The sequence below is a fragment of the Altericroceibacterium xinjiangense genome (assembly GCF_003958635.1).
In the GTDB taxonomy this organism is placed as follows: Bacteria; Pseudomonadota; Alphaproteobacteria; order Sphingomonadales; family Sphingomonadaceae; genus Altericroceibacterium_A; species Altericroceibacterium_A xinjiangense.
Genome location: NZ_RSEK01000001.1, coordinates 377,835 through 394,843, shown reverse-complemented (window position 1 = coordinate 394,843; position 17,009 = coordinate 377,835). Strand labels below are relative to the sequence as shown.

Genomic DNA, 17,009 nt, shown 5'->3' with positions numbered 1-17,009 from the left:
CGGCGTCTACCGGAGCCACAAACCGATCAGCCAATCGCCGCCCAAACCGCACAGGATGCCGAGAAAGCCTGCCATCACGAACAGCACTTCCTGGCGCATGTCGAGCAGGCTGGCGTGGTGCATCCGGATCCACTTCAGGCCCAGGGCGGGAACTTCCATCAGCCCGACCGCGAGCACCAGGCCGAACTGGCCGTAAAGCAGGTATCCGGCCGTCCCGGCGGCGGCCAGCCACGCCAGCTTGGCGATGCTTGCCTGGAAGGTCGCGCTGATCCGCCCGGTGGCTGTCAGCGTTTCGTTCGCGGCGTTGGAAGCCAGCGCGAAAAGCGGCGCGATCCCCAGTATCTGGAGGTAGAGCGCTGCTTCGGCGTAGCGATCGTCGTACAGGATGCCGATCACCAGATGGGCGCTCCCGATGATCCCGCCCGCGGCGAACGAGTAGAGCAGCGATGGAATCCTGCGTCGGGCGTAGAATTCAGTCCGCAGATCCTGGTGATCCTCCCGCCAGAGCTGGGAGTATATCGGAAAGAGGACCCGGCTGGCATACGCCGTGGCGAACGCCAGCGGCGCCGAGGCGAGGTTGCCTGCAAGGATGTAGAACCCGAAGTGTTCGAGCGGCATGACTTTGGCGAGCACCAGCTTGTCGCATTGCGAGACCAGCAGGAAGATTATGCTCGATCCGGTGACATAGCGGGCAAACGACCACAGATCGCGCAGGTAGACCCGGTCGAGGGCGAACGTGCGGACCGAATCTGCGAACATCGCGTAGCTGAGCACGGTCTTGAGCGCGCTGCTGACCAGCATCGCCACGAGAATGGCCCAGTAGTTGCCCCAGAGGAACGCGAGCAGGACGCTGGCGGCGATCTGGACGATCAGCACGATCAGCTCGAGCACCGAAAGCCGCAGGATCATCCTTTTGCGCAGGGCCGTCAGCAGCGTCAGCGAAGCCAAACCTTCGATAACGAAGGTCAGCCCCGAAATGGCGATCAGCGGCGCCAGGTCGGGTTTGCCGAGCAAGTCTGCCAGCGGGCTTGCCAGGACGGCCAGCACCAGCGCCAGCAGGGATGAACGAACCAGCGAAATCGTCCAGACCGTATCGAGGAAGCGCGGCTTGTCCCCGTCTTCGTGACGGACGACGAAGGCTTGAAAGCCAAGGTCAGAAGCCAGCGCGACGGTGAACTGGACCGATGCGATCACGCCGGCGATACCGAAGACCTCGGGGACAAGCAGGCGGGTGAGAATTACGCTGCTGACCGCACGCAGCAGATTGTTCAGGATCACCGCGATAACGATTACATTGGTATCGCGAAGCGCCAGATGCCGCAGGCGCCGAAACAGCGGTTCGCGCTGATTGAGCGGCAGGACCCCCGGGGCTGCCGCGTCGCCCGGGATCATCAGGCGACTGCCCGGATCGTGGCTTCGTAGCAGTCGAGCAACCGATTTCCGACGAGATCGACAGAAAAGGTGTCGGAACAGCGCCTCTTTCCGGCCGCGCCCATTTGGGCGGCGGCCTCGGGATTGGCCAGCAGCCATTCCAGATTTCGGGCCATGGCATCCGGATCGGCAACCGGAGTCAGCAGCCCTGTTTTCCGATGGACGATGAGCTCCTCGCTTCCCGGCCAATCCGTGGAAATCAGCGGGGATCCGGCCGCCATAGCTTCCACCAGTACGTACCCGAAGGTTTCCGTCCGGGAACTGGCCACCGTGACGTTGGCCTTCAGGCGCAGCGGCCTTATCTCCTCGGGCCGCAGCAATCCCGTAAAGGTAATGCGCTCGCGCGCTTGCGGGGAAAGGTTGGCGCGAACATAGGCATCGAAGTTCAGGCGCTTTCCGGGCGTGGTCTCGATCCCGAAATCCGGCCCCACGATCGTCAGCCGGGCTGAAGGCCGAACGTCGAGCAGGAGCCCGAAAGCCGCCAGCAGCGTGTCGGCCCCTTTCACGAAATCGAACCGTCCGACCATCAGGATGTGATCGCGTTCGCAATCGGCGAGACTCCATTGGGGAGCGTGCGAGTCGACCTTGATCGGGTTGGGAATGACCGCAGACGGCTGGTCCCGAGACCGGCCGCACCGGTCGCAGGTGCTTTCCATCACCGCCCGCGTCGGGGCAGTCAGGAAGGGGGCCGAGCGGACCGCGTGGGCTTCCGCTTCGCAGCGCGAGCGGTCTTCCCGCTCCTGAAGGGCTGTCCGATGGGAAGCCGGCTTCAGGAAGTGCGGACCGTGCAGGCGAGTCACGACCGGGACAGCGATCCTGCGGCCGACGACAGCCGACCAGCCAAAGCTTTCCTCCATTTCGACGATGTCGAGCGGCCTGAGCCGGTGCAGTTCCGCAATCTCACGCCCGACTGCGCGTGCAATGTGGGGCAGTGTCCCGGGTGAGCGATTCAGGCGCCGGTCGATGCGGTAGGCGGAGCTTGCCAGCAGTCCGGTACCGAGCTCCAGGGTCGTCCCGTCGCTGGAGTGCGAGCGGTTTCGGGAAATGACCGATACAAGGTGCCCTTGCGCGACGAAATGTTCACGAACCGCCGCCACGTAGCTGACGATTCCGTTGGCTCCTTCGCCCGGCGGCCAATGGGGTGAACAAAGCCCTATGTGCACGCGCGACTTCTCCGATCCGGGAACTTCGCAAAGTCTATGGGCGGGGTGTGGAAGTGTCGATCATGAGAACTTCCAAGGGGTTTTCACGCCTGACGCAAACACGGCTGCCCGGTTTATTTTGACCTTCACCGGCAATCCTTCCGAACTGTCCTGCGGGACTGGGCAAGGCCGGAAGAAGGGGTGAACATGTCGTTCCTGAGCATGACCGATCTGGGTGGCTACCGGTGCTTCGACTTTGAGGATTGCCAGGCGGCCGGCGGTGCAATGGCAACGCGGTATCGCGACAACGATCCCTTCCCTCACATCGTGCTGGACGATTTCCTTGATCCGGACTTGCTCCGCAGGGTGGTGGTGGAGTTTCCCGATAGCCGGGGCCGCCAGTTCTTCGATCGCGCCCAGGAACGGCTGAAATTCCAGTTCCGTCCGGACCAGTGTCCGGGACCGAGCACGCGGATGCTGTTTGCCGAACTCAATTCCCGCGCATTCCTGGCATTTCTATCGGAAATGACCGGGATCAAGGGCCTGATCGCGGACCCGTACCATGCGGGCGCGGGGCTGCATGAAACGCGCAAGGGCGGCCATCTCGGCATTCATGCCGATTTCCCGCATCACGGCGGAATGAAGGTGGAGCGCCGCCTCAACCTGCTGATCTACCTGAACGAGGACTGGGCCCCGGAATATGGCGGCGCGCTGGAATTGTGGGATCGCAGCATGCAGCGGGCCTGCCATTCGATCCTGCCCGAATTCGGCCGGGCGGTAATCTTCAATACGGATCGGGATACGTTTCACGGCCATCCCGATCCGCTGTCCTGCCCGGATACCCGGGCGCGGCGGTCGATCGCAACGTATTACTACACGGCATCCGCCACGGTCATGCCCGCGCTGGAGCGCACCACCGACTTTCGCACCCGCCCCGGATCGGACGACCGATCCGACTGGTCGGTCAAGCTCCACAACCTGAAGGCCGACTGGATCCCACCGGTCCTGCAACGTCGGTGGGGGAATTGAAGGTTCCGAGCAAGAGAGCCGGGCACGAGGGGACGCTGGCATGATGGTTCTGCTGATCTGGGTCGTCTGTCTGGCAGTCGCAGTGCCCGTGGCCATACTCGCCGCCGAATGCACCGTGGGCGCATTCGGTCGCGGCTTGCGGCAGGAAACCGGGCAGCCGCCGCCGTTCATCGTGTTGATGCCAGCCCATGACGAAGCGGCCGGCATCGCCTCGACCGTTGTGGCGGTCCGCCAGCAATTACGTCCCTGCGACGAATTGCTGGTCGTAGCCGATAACTGCACGGATGATACAGCCGCGACGGCCCGCAGGCTGGGCGCGACGGTCGTGGAGCGGAGCGATGTTCTCAGGCGGGGTAAGGGACACGCACTGGAGTTCGGCCGGGAATTCATCGAAGCGAACCGTTCCGAGGCCGCCGCCTCCATCATCGTGGTTCTCGATGCGGACTGCCGGCCGGAAAGGAACGCCCTGCAGTCGCTTGCCGGGACGGCGTCGCTCCGCAACGCCGTAGTTCAGGGCGCCGACTTGCTGGACTGTCCGCCCGATGCCTCCGCCGTCGTGCGGGTGTCCTGCCTCGCTTTCCTGATCAAGAACCTCGTCCGCCAACGGGCGCTGCAAAGGCTGGCTGGAACGGTGCTGCTGCAGGGAACGGGCATGGCTTTTCCAAGACCCGTGTTTGCGCGTGCCCGCTGGGCGACAGGGTCACTGGTGGAAGATCTGGAGATGGGTCTGGAATTGCTGCTCGACGGCAACCGAGTCCTGTTCAACCCATCGGCCTTGTTCCTCAGCAGCGCCAGTTCGGCAGCCGGCACGGCAAGCCAGCGCCGCCGGTGGGAACATGGAATGCTGCAGATCATGTGTGCCCATGCACCCCGGCTGATCGCGGCCGGGTTGAGTGGGCGCAAAAACGCCCGGCTGCTGGTGATCGGGCTCGATCTGCTGGTCCCGCCCACGGTCCTGCTGGGCCTGCTTGCCTTTGCCGCAACCGGCGCTGCGCTGGCGCTAGGCGGACTGTCGCTTCCGGTGCTGATCCTTGTCGCGGCCGACGTTGCGCTTGGCTTTGGCATTCTTGCTGCCTGGTGGGTGCATGGGCGGGCGATCCTGCCTGTGCGCAGCCTGGGTGAGGTTCCGGGGTACGTCGTCTGGAAGATGCCGATCCTGGCCCAGTTCATTACCCGGCGGGAACGCCAGTGGATACGAACGGAGCGCAGACCATGACTGCCTTGAACGTCATCGCGCCGGTGCTTCAGGAGCATGCCGGCAAGGTGGATCGTGCCGCCGGATTCGTGATCATCGGGCGCAACGAGGGCGCACGCCTGGCCCAGTCCCTCACGAGTGTTATCGGGGAAACGAACTGCGCGGTCTATGTCGATTCCGGATCGACGGATCACAGCGTGGCTCTCGCCTCCAGCTTGGGAATTCCCGTGGTAGAGCTGGATCCCGCCATCCCCTTCACGGCGGCGCGGGCACGCAACGCGGGGCTCTTCTGGCTGCAGCAAAATCATCCCGGACTGGATTACGTCCACTTCATCGACGGGGATTGCGAGCTTGTGTCCGGGTGGCTTTCCGCCGCGCTCGCAGCCCTGGAGGCCGAGCCTGACATTGCGGCGGTCTGCGGGCGCCGGAGGGAGCGCCAGCCAGAAGCCAGTCCGTACAACGCGCTGTGCGACGCCGAATGGAATACTCCGGTCGGTCTGGCGGAGACCTGCGGCGGTGACGCCTTGTTCCGCGTGGCGCCGCTTATGGCGGTCGGCGGCTTTTCCGAAAGCCTGATTGCGGGTGAGGAGCCGGACTTGTGCCACCGGATCCGCTGCAAGGGCTGGCGCATCCGGCGGATCGACGCGGACATGACCGTGCACGATGCGGCGATGAAGCGGTTTTCGCAGTGGTGGCAACGCAACCGCCGCAGCGGTTTTGCGACCGCGGAAGCTCTTTATCTTCGGGGAACCGGAAATCCGCGGCTCCGGCGGGAAGTCGTCAGCAACGTGGTCTGGGCTTTGCCGCTGCTCTGGCCGTTGTGGCCGCTGCTCTGGACCAGAATCTGCCTGCGATGCGGGCCGTTGCAGGCCAGCTTCCTTACCCTTGGCAAGCTCCCCCACCTGCAGGGGCAGGTCGATTACTGGCGCAAACGCAAGCGCCTGATCGAATACAAATGAGCTTGGCCGTTTCTTTCCTGATCATACTCACACCATGAATTTTCGGACTGTGTTGGGGAAGTAGCCGGCCCTTTTCTCGATCTTTACGCTGAGACGGTAAGGAGAAAGTGGATGGACGGGATGCCTGATCTGACCAGAGCGGAGGAAACGTCCCTTGCAGGGGAGCTGGCGGAGCGCCGAGCCGAAGCCGGGCTGCGCAGCATCCTGGTTGGGGATGAAACGCTGCTGGCTGAGTGTGGCAATCTGCTCCAGCGCCAGGGCCATGAAATCGCGGCCGTGGTGGCGCAACCCGGCCCTGCCGCCGACTGGGCGCGCCGTTCTGGCCTGCCGCTGCTCTCCCGGCCGCGCGATCTGCTGACCGCCAGCATCGGCCCGGTCGACTACCTTTTCAGCATCTCGAACCTTTCGGTCCTGCCAGCAGAGGTGCTTGCCCTTGCTTCCCGGGCAGCCATCAACTTCCATGACGGCCCCTTGCCCGATCTCGCCGGGTTGAACACCCCGGTCTGGGCTTTGCTGAACGGGGCAAGCCGGCACGGCGTCACGTGGCACCTGATGACAGATACCGTTGACGGAGGGGCGGTCCTCGCCGCCGAGTCCATCGAGATCGCCGATGGCGAAAGCGCTCTTTCGCTCAACACCCGGTGCTTCGAAGCCGGGTTGCGGCGCTTCGCGGTGCTGGCGCAGGATCTTGAGGCGGCCGTCGCGGCCGCTTCGCCCCAGCCGCACTTGCCGTCACGGATATACGGGCGGGGGGATCGTCCCACGGCCGCCGCGACGATCGACTGGCACGACACGGCTGAAAACATCGCGCGGCTGGTGACAGCGCTGGATTTCGGGCCTTACGCCAACCCGCTGGGCGCACCCAAGGCGCTGCTCGGGGACAGGCTGCTGCTGGTTCAGCAAGCCACCGTGCTTGAATCCGGCTCCGGCTTCGAGCCGGGCACCGTGGTCGAATGGGGAATTGCGCCGATCGTTGCGACCGGCAGCAAGGATGTGCGGCTCGACCGCATAGCCGCGATCGACGGGCTGCCGCTGTACGGGCTCGATGAAGAAGGGCCCCGGCACTTCGCCTCGCTCGATCCCCAGCGACAGGCGAGACTGACCCTGCTCGACAGCGCAGCGGGGAAGTATGAGGCCTGGTGGAGGCGCCGCCTCCAGATGCGCGATACCCTCCACCTGCCGCAATTTCGCGCCCGGGCGGACGGGATGCAAGCGGACTGGACAGAGGCGAACCGCACCCTGCCGGCGGGCCGCGCCGGAGCCGAGGTGCTGGCTCTGGTGGTAGCGTGGCTGGCCCGCGCAGCGGACCGCGACACGGTCGAGATCGGATATGCCGACCAGGTCTGCCGCGCCCGGCTGGAGGATGTGTCCGGCTGGTTCGCGCCCGAACTCCCGATGAGAGTAAAGGTGGACTTCGACCGCTCGCTGACCGATCTGCGCACGGTCGTGCAGCAGGAGATTGCCGGACTGCACAAGCGGGTGGCAATCGCCCGCGATCTCCTCGCCCGCAGCCCCGAACTGCGCGGCAAGACGGCTTTTCATCATCCGGTGTCGGTCCAGGTGGTCGAGTCTCTCGACGATGCCTGCCTGGATGAGCATGCCGTGCTCAACCTCACGATTTGCGTCAAAGGCGGAACCTGCCGCTGGACCTATGACGCAACCCGGCTAGATCCTGCGGCCGCGGAGGACTTGTGGCTGGGTTTCGAGGCCATGATTGCTTCGGCCGATGCTTCGCCGGAAGCGCGGGTACGAGAGCTGTCGCTGCTTTCCCCTGCCGAACGCGACCGCGTCCTGCTGGAATGGAACGCCACCGACGCGCCGGAGCGGCTTTTTACTGCCCACCATCACCTGTTCGCGCTACAGGCCGCACGCACGCCGGATCGTGCCGCGGTGACCTCCCGCGGGGTTTCGCTCACCTACGCCGAACTTGATGCCCGCTCCAACCAGATGGCGCGCCACCTTCACGTGCTCGGGGTCCGGCCCAACGTGCTCGTCGGGCTGCACGTTCCGCGGTCCGTGGACATGCTGGTTTGCCTGCTTGCGATCCACAAGGCGGGAGGCGCCTACGTCCCGCTCGATCCGTCTTATCCGCAGGACCGCATCGCCCACATGGTCGCGGATTCCGGAATGCGGCTGATCCTCGCCGACACGACGCTCGCGAAAAGCCTGCCGTCGGGACAAGCGGAAGTCATCTGTATGGACGAAGTGCAGGAGATGGCGGCATCGCTGCCGGCCGAACCGTTCGACGGTGGCGCCGGATCGGACAGTCTTGCCTATGTCATCTATACATCCGGCTCTACCGGCCTGCCTAAGGGGGTGATGGTCGAACACTGCAACGTGCTGAACTTCTTTGCCGGGATGGACGATCATCTTGAGTTGGAAGGGACTTGGCTGGCGGTCACCAGCCTCAGCTTCGACATATCGGTGCTGGAATTGCTCTGGCCCCTGACGCGCGGCTATCACGTCGTCATCGCCACGGAGCGGGAAGTGCGGGGCGATGTGGCACCCGGCGCCTCTTCCCGCACCGCAGGGTTCAGCCTGTTCTACTTCGCCAGTTCCGACAGCGGCAGCCCGGCCGAACAGTACCGTCTCCTGCTCGAAGGAGCTCGTTTCGCCGATACGCACGGGTTCGAAGCAGTGTGGACGCCGGAGCGGCACTTTCACGCCTTTGGCGGCCCGTATCCCAACCCTTCCGTGGCGGCGGCCGCGATTGCGGCGATCACCTCGCGCATCCAGATCCGCGCCGGAAGCGTCGTCGGAACCCTGCATCACCCGATCCGCATCGCCGAGGAGTGGGCGCTGGTCGACAATCTGTCCAACGGCCGCGTCGGCATTGCCTTCGCATCCGGCTGGCAGCCGAACGACTTCGTGCTCAACCCCGCGGCATTCAAGGACCGCAACGGCGTGCTCAAGAGCACGATGGAGGACGTACGCGCCTTGTGGCGCGGGGAGCGGCGGAGGTTTCCCGGGGCGCTGGGCAGGGATGTTGAACTGCTGACCTATCCCCGCCCGGTTCAGGCCGAACTGCCTTGCTGGATCACCTCGGCCGGGAACGTCGATACCTTCGTCGAGGCCGGACGAGTGGGCGCCAATGTCCTCACGCACCTGCTTGGCCAGAGCGTCGAGGAAGTGGCGGAAAAGCTGGCCGCCTATCGCAAGGCCTGGCGGGAGGCGGGGCATCCGGGCGAAGGGCGGGTGACCCTGATGCTGCATACTTTTCTGGGAGAGGATGCCGGGGAAGTGCGTTCCATCGTGCGCCAGCCAATGATCGACTACCTCCGCACGGCCACAAGCCTGCTGCAGCAATACGCCTGGTCTTTCCCCGCCTTCAAGCGGCCACCGGGCAGCAGCGAGACCGATCAGGTCCAGCTGTCCGATCTCAGCCCGGAAGAAACCGACGCGCTGATGGAACACGCGTTCGAGCGTTACTTCGATGCAAACGGTCTGTTCGGCACGCCGGAGGAGAACGTAGGGTTCATCCAGCAACTCCAGTCCATCGGGGTGGACGAGATCGGTTGCCTGATCGACTTCGGCATCCCCGCCGACACCGTGATCGAGCACTTGCCCATTCTCGACCGGCTGCGTGCCCTGACGCACGCGGCTGCGGGTGAGCAGGAAGCCCCGCTGCATGAATTGATGGCCAGGCACTCGGTCACCCATCTGCAATGCACGCCGTCGCTGCTCCAGGTCCTCGCAAGTGACGAGGCGGCGCGCCCGGCGCTCGCCGCGCTGAAGCGGCTGATGGTCGGAGGCGAAGCCTTTCCGCCGCCGCTGGCCCGCGACATGCGGGACCTCGTCAAGGGCACGGTGATGAACATGTACGGCCCGACCGAGACCACCGTGTGGTCGGCGGTCCATAGGCTGGAGGAACGCGACGAAACCCCGCCGCTCGGCCGTCCACTGGCCAACCAGCAGATCTATATCCTGGACCGGCATAGGGAACCCGTCCGGCCGGGAACTCCGGGTGAGCTGGTGATCGGGGGCGCGGGAGTGGTTCGCGGCTATCTCGACCGTCCTGAGCTGACCTCCGAACGTTTCATCCCGCATCCGTTCGTGCCGGGAGCGCGGGCTTACCGGACTGGGGATCTTGCCCGTCAACGCGCCGACGGAACGCTGGAGTTCCTCGGCCGGCTGGACCACCAGGTGAAGATCCGCGGCTATCGCATCGAGCTGGGGGAAATCGAGGCTGTCCTTGCCGGGCATGACCAGATTGCCGAAGCGGTCACGGTGGCGCGGCGCGAAGGCGCGGCCACCCGGCTGATGGCCTACCTGACGCCGCGAGGGCCTGTCGCACCGCCGATCGATGCCCTGCGCGCGCACCTGCGGGCGCAGTTGCCCGAATTCATGGTCCCCGGCAGCTTCGTCTTCCTCGACGCTCTCCCGCGAACTCCCAACGGCAAGATCGACCGCAAGGCCTTGCCCGATCCGGATACTATCCCTGCGCAAAAGCCCGAAACCCGGTCTGCCACGCCGTCCACAGAGGCGGAAGCGGCGATCCAGGCGATCTGGTGCGATCTGCTGAAGCTGCCGAGTGTCGGACTGAACGATAACTTCTTCGACATCGGCGGGCATTCCCTGCTCGCGATCCAGGTCCATCGACGGCTGGCGGCGGTGATGCCGCAGCCGGTCGCCCTGACCGACATCTTCCGGTTCCCCACCGTGTCCGCGCTCGGTGCCCATCTCGCCAGCGGACTGGATGAACCCGCCGCCGCGCGTGAGGGACAGGATCGTGCACTTGCCCGCCGCGCCGCCATCCAGCGCCGGGGCGCCGTTCGCGCAGCAATGAGGGTCTGACGCCATGCACCAGCCTTTCGGGTCTTTCGACGGTCCCACTCCGATAGCCGATTCCTCCATCGCAATCGTCGGCATGTCCTGCCGGTTCGCGAACGTACGGAACTTGGCCGAATACTGGGCGCTGCTGCGCGACGGGAAGGAGGCGATAGAAACCTATTCGGATGAACAGCTGATCGAAGCGGGAGTCAGCCCGGCGCTGCTGCGCAATCCAAACTACGTCCGGCGCGGGGCGCCGCTGGCGGACATGGAATGCTTCGATGCCGCGCTGTTCGGGCTCAGCCCGCGCGACGCCTCGATCATGGACCCGCAGCACCGCCACTTTCTGGAATGTTCGTGGGAAGCGCTGGAGAATGCCGGGCACACGCCGCAAGGGTTCGACGGGGTGATTGGGGTTTTCGCCGGGTCCGGGCACAACGCCTACATGCCCTATAACCTGCTGACGAACGGCAAGCTGGTTAACGACATCGGGCTGTTCCTGCTGCGGCACACCAGCAACGACAAGGATTTCCTGACTACTCGCGCTTCCTACCTGCTCGATCTCAAGGGGCCGAGCATCAACGTCCAGACCGCATGCTCGACGTCGCTGGTGTCGATTCACATGGCCGCACAGAGCCTGCTGAGCGGGGAATGCGACATGGCCTTGGCGGGCGGGGCGTCGATCGAACTGCCGCACCGGCATGGCTATCTGTACGAGGAAGGGGAGATCCTCTCTCCCGATGGCCACTGCCGGCCCTTCGATGGCGCATCGCAAGGTACCGTCTTCGGCAGCGGAGTCGCCGTGCTGGCCCTTCGGCGGCTGGAAGACGCAATCGCCAGCGGGGATCACATCCACGCCGTGCTGCGCGGGTCGGCCATCAACAACGATGGGGCTGGTAAGGTCGGCTATCTCGCTCCCAGCGTCGATGGGCAGGCCAAGGTGATTGCCGAGGCGCTGGCCGTGGCCGACATCGATCCCGCGACGATCGACTATATCGAGGCGCACGGCACCGGTACGCCAATCGGCGATCCAATCGAAGTCGCCGCGCTGACGCAGGTGTTCCAGCAGTCCTCCGGTTCGGAGGGTCAGTGCGCAATCGGATCGGTCAAGGCCAACATAGGCCACACGGATACTGCCGCAGGCGCTGCGGGAGTCATCAAGGTTGCCTTGGCGATGACCCATGGCGAATTACCCGGCATCCCCAATTTCGAGACACCGAATCCCGCCTGCTTCTTTGCCGGAAGTCCGTTCCGCGTGCAGGCGGAGCGCGCGCCCTGGACGCGGAGCGAAGGCCGTCCTCGCCGCGCCGGGGTCAGTTCGCTCGGGGTGGGCGGGACGAACGCCCACGTAGTGCTGGAAGAAGCGCCGCCGCGCGCGGCCAGCGGATCGAGCCGCCGGCGCCAGGTCCTGCTTTGCTCCGGCAAGACGGAAACGGCAGCAAACGCGAATGCCGAGGCCTTGGCCCGGCATCTGGAAGAGCACCCGGGCACGTCCTTGGCGGACGCTGCCTTCACGCTGACGCTGGGACGGCAGCATCTGTCCGCCCGGCGCTTTGCCGTCGCGAAGACCGATGGAGACGCCGCGGCAGCGCTGCGGACTGCCAGCGATCGGCCTGTTGCGCAGCAGACTTGCATTCCGGGGCGGCCGGTTGCCTTCCTGTTCTGCGGCGCCGGGCCCCAGCACATCGATATGGCGCGCGGCCTGTACGAAACCGAACCGGGTTTCCGCGCAGATGTAGACCGGGCGCTTGCGCTGGCCGACGGGATCGGCGTAGCGAATCTGCGCCGCTGGCTGTTTCCCGCCGACGCGGATCGGGAACAGGCCATGCGCGAGCTTGCACGCCCTTCCGTTGCGCTTCCCGCCCTGTTCATCGTCCAGACGGCGCTGGCGAAGCTGTGGATCTCCCTCGGGATCGAGCCGGGCGCCATGATCGGCCACAGTTCCGGGGAATATGCCGCAGCGCACATCTCCGGCGTGATCGGACTCGAGGCCGGTCTGCGCATCGTCCATTCCCGCGGGCGCTTGTTCGAGACGACCCGCGAAGGGGGCATGATCAGCGTGCCCTTGTCCGAAGAGGAACTGGCTCCGCTGCTTCCCGCCGATCTCTCGATCGCGGCGATCAACGCGCCGCGGCTCTGCGTCGTTTCCGGTGCTGCAGAGGCGATCGCGCGGTTTCACAGAGTCCTGCAGGAACAGGATATCGAGGCACAGCTGGTTCCGATCTCGGTGGCTGCGCATTCGCCGATGCTCGACCCGATCCTGGCGGAATTCCGCGTCCTGATGCGCACGATCGACTACAGCGCACCCAAAATCCCATTTGCATCGAACCTCACGGGTGAGTGGGTCAAGGCCGAAGAAGCGACCGATCCCGAATACTGGGTGCGCCACTTGCGCGAACCGGTCCGCTTTACAGACGGACTGCAGCGGCTGCTCGACGATCCGGAACGAGTCCTGCTGGAAGTCGGGCCGGGCCGCAGCATGACGAGCCTTGCCCGCCAGCATCCGGCCCGCAAGCCCTCCCAACCGGTCGTCAATTCCATGCGGCATCCCGACCAGGCGATGGAGGACGATGCCCGCTTCCTCGAAGCATTGGGAGAGCTCTGGTCGCTTGGCGTCACGGTGGACTGGAAGGCGTTCTGGGGTGATGAGCAGCGCCTGAGAATTCCGTTGCCGACGTACCGGTTCGATCGCCAGCGGCACTGGATAGAACCGGGCGCGGCCCTGGCCATGGCAGGACCCGGAGAAGACGCGGACGTCCGGCAGGACATCGCCGACTGGGGGTATGAGCCAGTCTGGCTGCGCGCTGATCTCCCGGGAACGGAGCGGACCGAAGGTCCGGCGCTGGTGCTGGCGGACGATGGTGTTTTCGGTCAGAACCTGGAGAAGCGGCTGCGACAGAACGGGACCGATGTCATCACGGTGCGGGCCGGCCGCCGGTTCAGACGAGTGGGAGCGGACGTGTTCACTGTCCGGCCGGACGAGCGGACGGACTGGGCCCAGCTGTTCGATTGTCTCGGCGCGGAATCCCGCTTGCCGAAGCATGTCTATCACTGCTGGCTCGTTACCGGATCCGGCCCGAAGCCGGATAATCAGCGGCTGATCAACCTGGGATTGCACTGCCTGGCCACAATGACTCCCGAACTGGCGGGGATTTGCGAAGGAAGGATCGGCTTCGCGCTCGTGACCGACAAGGCGCAGCGCGTTGGCGGAGATCGGGACGTCATGCCGATCAAGGCGACGGCGCTGGGGGCGGCCCGTGCCGTTTCCGCCGAGTTTCCGGATCTGTGCGTGCGGAGCATCGACATCGATCTCCTTGCCTCTGACGGTCCACAGGCCTGCGGAGCGCTGGTCGATGCAGTAGTTGATGAAATTGCCGCAAGCGGAGACCAGCGGGACGTTGCCCTGCGCGCAGGCGAACGCTGGGTGCTGGAGCACAAGCCGGTGCGCAGCTTGTCGGGCGACCAGACCGCCAGTCCGGCCCGGCTGCGCCCTCGGGGGACGTATCTCATCACTGGGGGGCTGGGCGGGCTGGGGCTGACGATTGCCCAATATCTCGCGGAAACGTGCGACGCCCGGCTTGCGCTCGTCAGCCGGACGGAGCTGCCGCCCAAGGAAAGGTGGGCCGATTTGCTCGCCCGCGGAGTGCTGCCGGCAGAAGTTGAGGAACGGATACGCAAGCTCGTCGCGCTTGAGGCGGCCGGCGCCGAAGTGGAAATCATCGTCGCCGATGTGGCTGACTGGCGCGCCCTGCGGCGAGGCATTCGCCGGATCGCAGACAGGTTCAACCCGGTGACCGGCGTGTTCCATGCCGCAGGCGCGATCGATGACGGGCTGATCGAGACGAAGACCCGCGAATCCATCGAGGCGGTGCTTCGCCCAAAGGTGGCCGGAACGCTCGCCCTCGAAAAGGCGCTGCAGGGCTTCGCGCCCGATTTCATGATGCTGTTCTCTTCGATCAGCGCGTTTGCCGGAATCCCCGGACAAGTCGATTATGCGGCGGCCAATGCCTTCCTCGACAGCTATGCCCAGGCGGGGCGGGCGGACCCGGCAACACGGGTCCTGTCGGTGGGGTGGAGCCAGTGGGCCGAAGTGGGGATGGCTGCGGAACTGAACCGGCGCAACGGATCGTCCACGCTGCCGCATGACGATCTTGGCGAAGGCAAGCCGGTCGATCATCCGTTTCTGGAACGAGTCCACACGCTTTCGGAAGACGAAATCGTAGTCACCGGCACCCTGACCCCCCAACGAGACTGGGTTCTGCGTGAACACCGTATCGTCGGTGCCGGTGCGCTGCTGCCCGGGACGGGCTACCTCGAACTGGCCCGGGCAGCAGATGCGCTATTCCGCAATGGATCGGCGGAGTTTTCAGACTTCACGTTCCTGAAACCCTTCGCCGTCCCGGACGGATCGGCTCGCGAACTGCGGGTGCATTTCCGCCGGCGTTCCGGCAGCAGCTGGCGCGTCGCCATCCTTGGCCGCCCGCTGGATCCGGAACCGGGAGAGTGGGTCGAACACGCCTGCGGACGTGTGCGCGGCAACGATGCCCCCCCGTTCCCGCCTATTCTGGACCTTGGGGCCATAGCGGCCCGGTGCAAGCCGGGAACGGGCGGCGGCGCGGACCAGCCGATGCTGCAGTTCGGCCCGAGGTGGAACAACCTGACGCAAGCGCTGATCGGACAGGAGGAGGCCCTGCTTCGCCTCGACTTGCCCGAAGAGTTTCATGACGACCTCGACCGGGTGCGGCTCCATCCTGCATTGCTTGATTTCGCGACTGCAGGCGCACAGGCCCTGATCCCGGATCGCGTAGCCTCCCGCGATTTCTTCGCACCGTTCAGCTACCGCCGGTTCGTTCAGCACGCCCCGTTCCCGGCTCGGATCGTCAGCCATGTTCGTTACCGGCCGGGCGCCGAAGCATCCGGGCTCACGGCTGCGTTCGATGTGACGATCACCGATTCCGAAGGGCAGGTTCTGGCGGAAATATCCGAATTCACGATGATGCGGGTGCAGGACGCGGGACTGCTCTCTCTCGGCCAGTCCGATAAAAGCGCACCCGATGCGGCACCGGCCGCTGTCCGGACAATCCGCCATGCCGAAGGCATCCTGCCGGAGGAAGGAGTCGAAGTCGTCGCGCGGATTTTGCGGCAGTCGCCGAAATCGCACCTGATCGTTTCGCCCTACGCGCTTGGGCCGGTATTGTCCCGGTTGCGAGCGCCGCCGGCTTCTCCGCGCATGGCCGCGAACGGTGATTCCGCCGACTTGCCGATCACCGAAACGGAGCAGCTGATTGCCGACTTGTGGCGTGATCTGCTGGGCATCGAGGCGGTGGGGCGGCATGATAACTTCTTCGATCTTGGCGGCCATTCCCTGCTCGCCGTCCAGTTCACCAACCGCCTGCGCAAGAAGATCGGCCGCGCCTTGCCGCTGGCGGCAATGCTCGATCAGCCGACCGTGGCTAACCTCGCGGGCATTCTCGATCCCGACAATCGCAACGTTTCGGCCGAAGCAGCAATGGAGCAGGGAAGCCCCTCCGCTCCGGCAAAGGGAATCGTCACCATCCGGGGCGGAGGCGCGCTGACACCGATCTTCTTTGTGCATGATGGCCTGGGAGAGACGCTGCTCTATCGCGGGCTGGCGCTCCGCCTCGATCCGGAGCGGCCGGTTCTGGGACTTGAGCCCCTGCGCACCGCCGACGGCAACTACGCCCACACCCGGATTGACCAGATGGCTGCCAACTACATCGAGCGGATGCGGACCGTTCAGCCATTCGGCCCATACCTGCTCGCCGGGCTTTGTGCGGGGGGAGTGATCGCCTTCGAGATGGCAAGGCAACTCCAGGACGCGGGCGAACGCGTCGCCTTTGTCGGGATCATCGACGCGGCCGATACCCAGGCGACGAAGGTGCCGTTTCTTGCGACGTGGCGCCGGATTGCCGGGGTGCAGACCTCGCTGTCGGAAGTGAGCCCGGCCGGGATCGTGCCCGATCTCGGCCGCAGGGCGTGGAAAATGGCTCGTTGGGAAGTCGGGTCGCGGATCCGTCGGGCCCACGACCGGCGGACTGTACGCCAGCTTCGTTTAAACAGGCGGGTGGAAGCCGCCACGGCCTCTTTTGCGCCTTCGATTCCGTTCCTCAAGCTCTACGAGGTGGCCCATCGGGAACATCGCCCTTCCGGACTGTTCGAAGGGGGAGCGGTGGCCTTGTTCAAGGCGAGCGATGAAACCGGACAAGTCGACGATACGCCCTACGGCCTGATCTACAGCGACTACGCACTGGGATGGGGCAAGCGGATACAGGAAGACATGATGATCGTCCCGGTCCCGGGCGGCCACAGCAGCGTGCTGCAGGAACCACATGTGGCAACTCTGGCCCCCTTGTTCCAGAAAGCTCTCGAAGATGCCTTGGCCGGGGTTCACCCGTGGGATGAAAGAGAACTGGAGAGCGAAAGCTTTGATCCGGTAGCGGTGGCAGCCGAATGAGCGGCGGT

7 protein-coding genes are annotated in these 17,009 nt (G+C 65.1%); 5 read left to right on the top strand and 2 right to left on the bottom strand.

Annotated features, from left to right (window positions below):
• Positions 1 to 6: 6 nt before the first annotated feature.
• Entirely contained in the window at positions 7 to 1,392 is a 1,386-nt protein-coding gene (locus ELY13_RS01850; RefSeq protein ID WP_126172157.1) for an oligosaccharide flippase family protein, read from the bottom strand.
• Complete coding sequence (locus ELY13_RS01845; protein WP_126172156.1) at positions 1,392 to 2,594, bottom strand: glycosyltransferase family 4 protein; 1,203 nt, start codon at positions 2,592 to 2,594, stop codon at positions 1,392 to 1,394. The genes ELY13_RS01850 and ELY13_RS01845 overlap by 1 nt, the downstream gene beginning before the upstream one ends.
• 186 nt (positions 2,595 to 2,780) lie before the next feature.
• Between ELY13_RS01845 and ELY13_RS01840 the strand changes: the two genes are divergently transcribed.
• The 5 genes from ELY13_RS01840 (at position 2,781) to ELY13_RS01820 (ending at position 17,001) form a co-directional block, all read left to right on the top strand.
• Positions 2,781 to 3,602 carry a 2OG-Fe(II) oxygenase gene (locus ELY13_RS01840; RefSeq protein WP_126172155.1) on the top strand — a complete coding sequence of 274 codons (822 nt, stop codon included), beginning with the start codon at positions 2,781 to 2,783 and terminating at the stop codon, positions 3,600 to 3,602.
• Between the two features lie 40 nt (positions 3,603 to 3,642).
• A complete protein-coding gene (locus tag ELY13_RS01835; RefSeq protein ID WP_126172154.1) occupies positions 3,643 to 4,818 on the top strand; it encodes a glycosyltransferase family 2 protein in 1,176 nt (391 codons plus the stop codon).
• Positions 4,815 to 5,756, top strand: coding sequence for a glycosyltransferase family 2 protein (locus ELY13_RS01830; protein WP_126172153.1), 942 nt, complete (start codon positions 4,815 to 4,817; stop codon positions 5,754 to 5,756). Before ELY13_RS01835 ends, ELY13_RS01830 begins: the two co-directional genes overlap by 4 nt.
• Positions 5,757 to 5,867: 111 nt before the next feature.
• Entirely contained in the window at positions 5,868 to 10,550 is a 4,683-nt protein-coding gene (locus ELY13_RS01825) for a MupA/Atu3671 family FMN-dependent luciferase-like monooxygenase (RefSeq protein WP_241233491.1), read from the top strand.
• Between the two features lie 4 nt (positions 10,551 to 10,554).
• Positions 10,555 to 17,001 carry a type I polyketide synthase gene (locus tag ELY13_RS01820; protein ID WP_126172152.1) on the top strand — a complete coding sequence of 2,149 codons (6,447 nt, stop codon included), beginning with the start codon at positions 10,555 to 10,557 and terminating at the stop codon, positions 16,999 to 17,001.
• Positions 17,002 to 17,009: the final 8 nt, after the last annotated feature.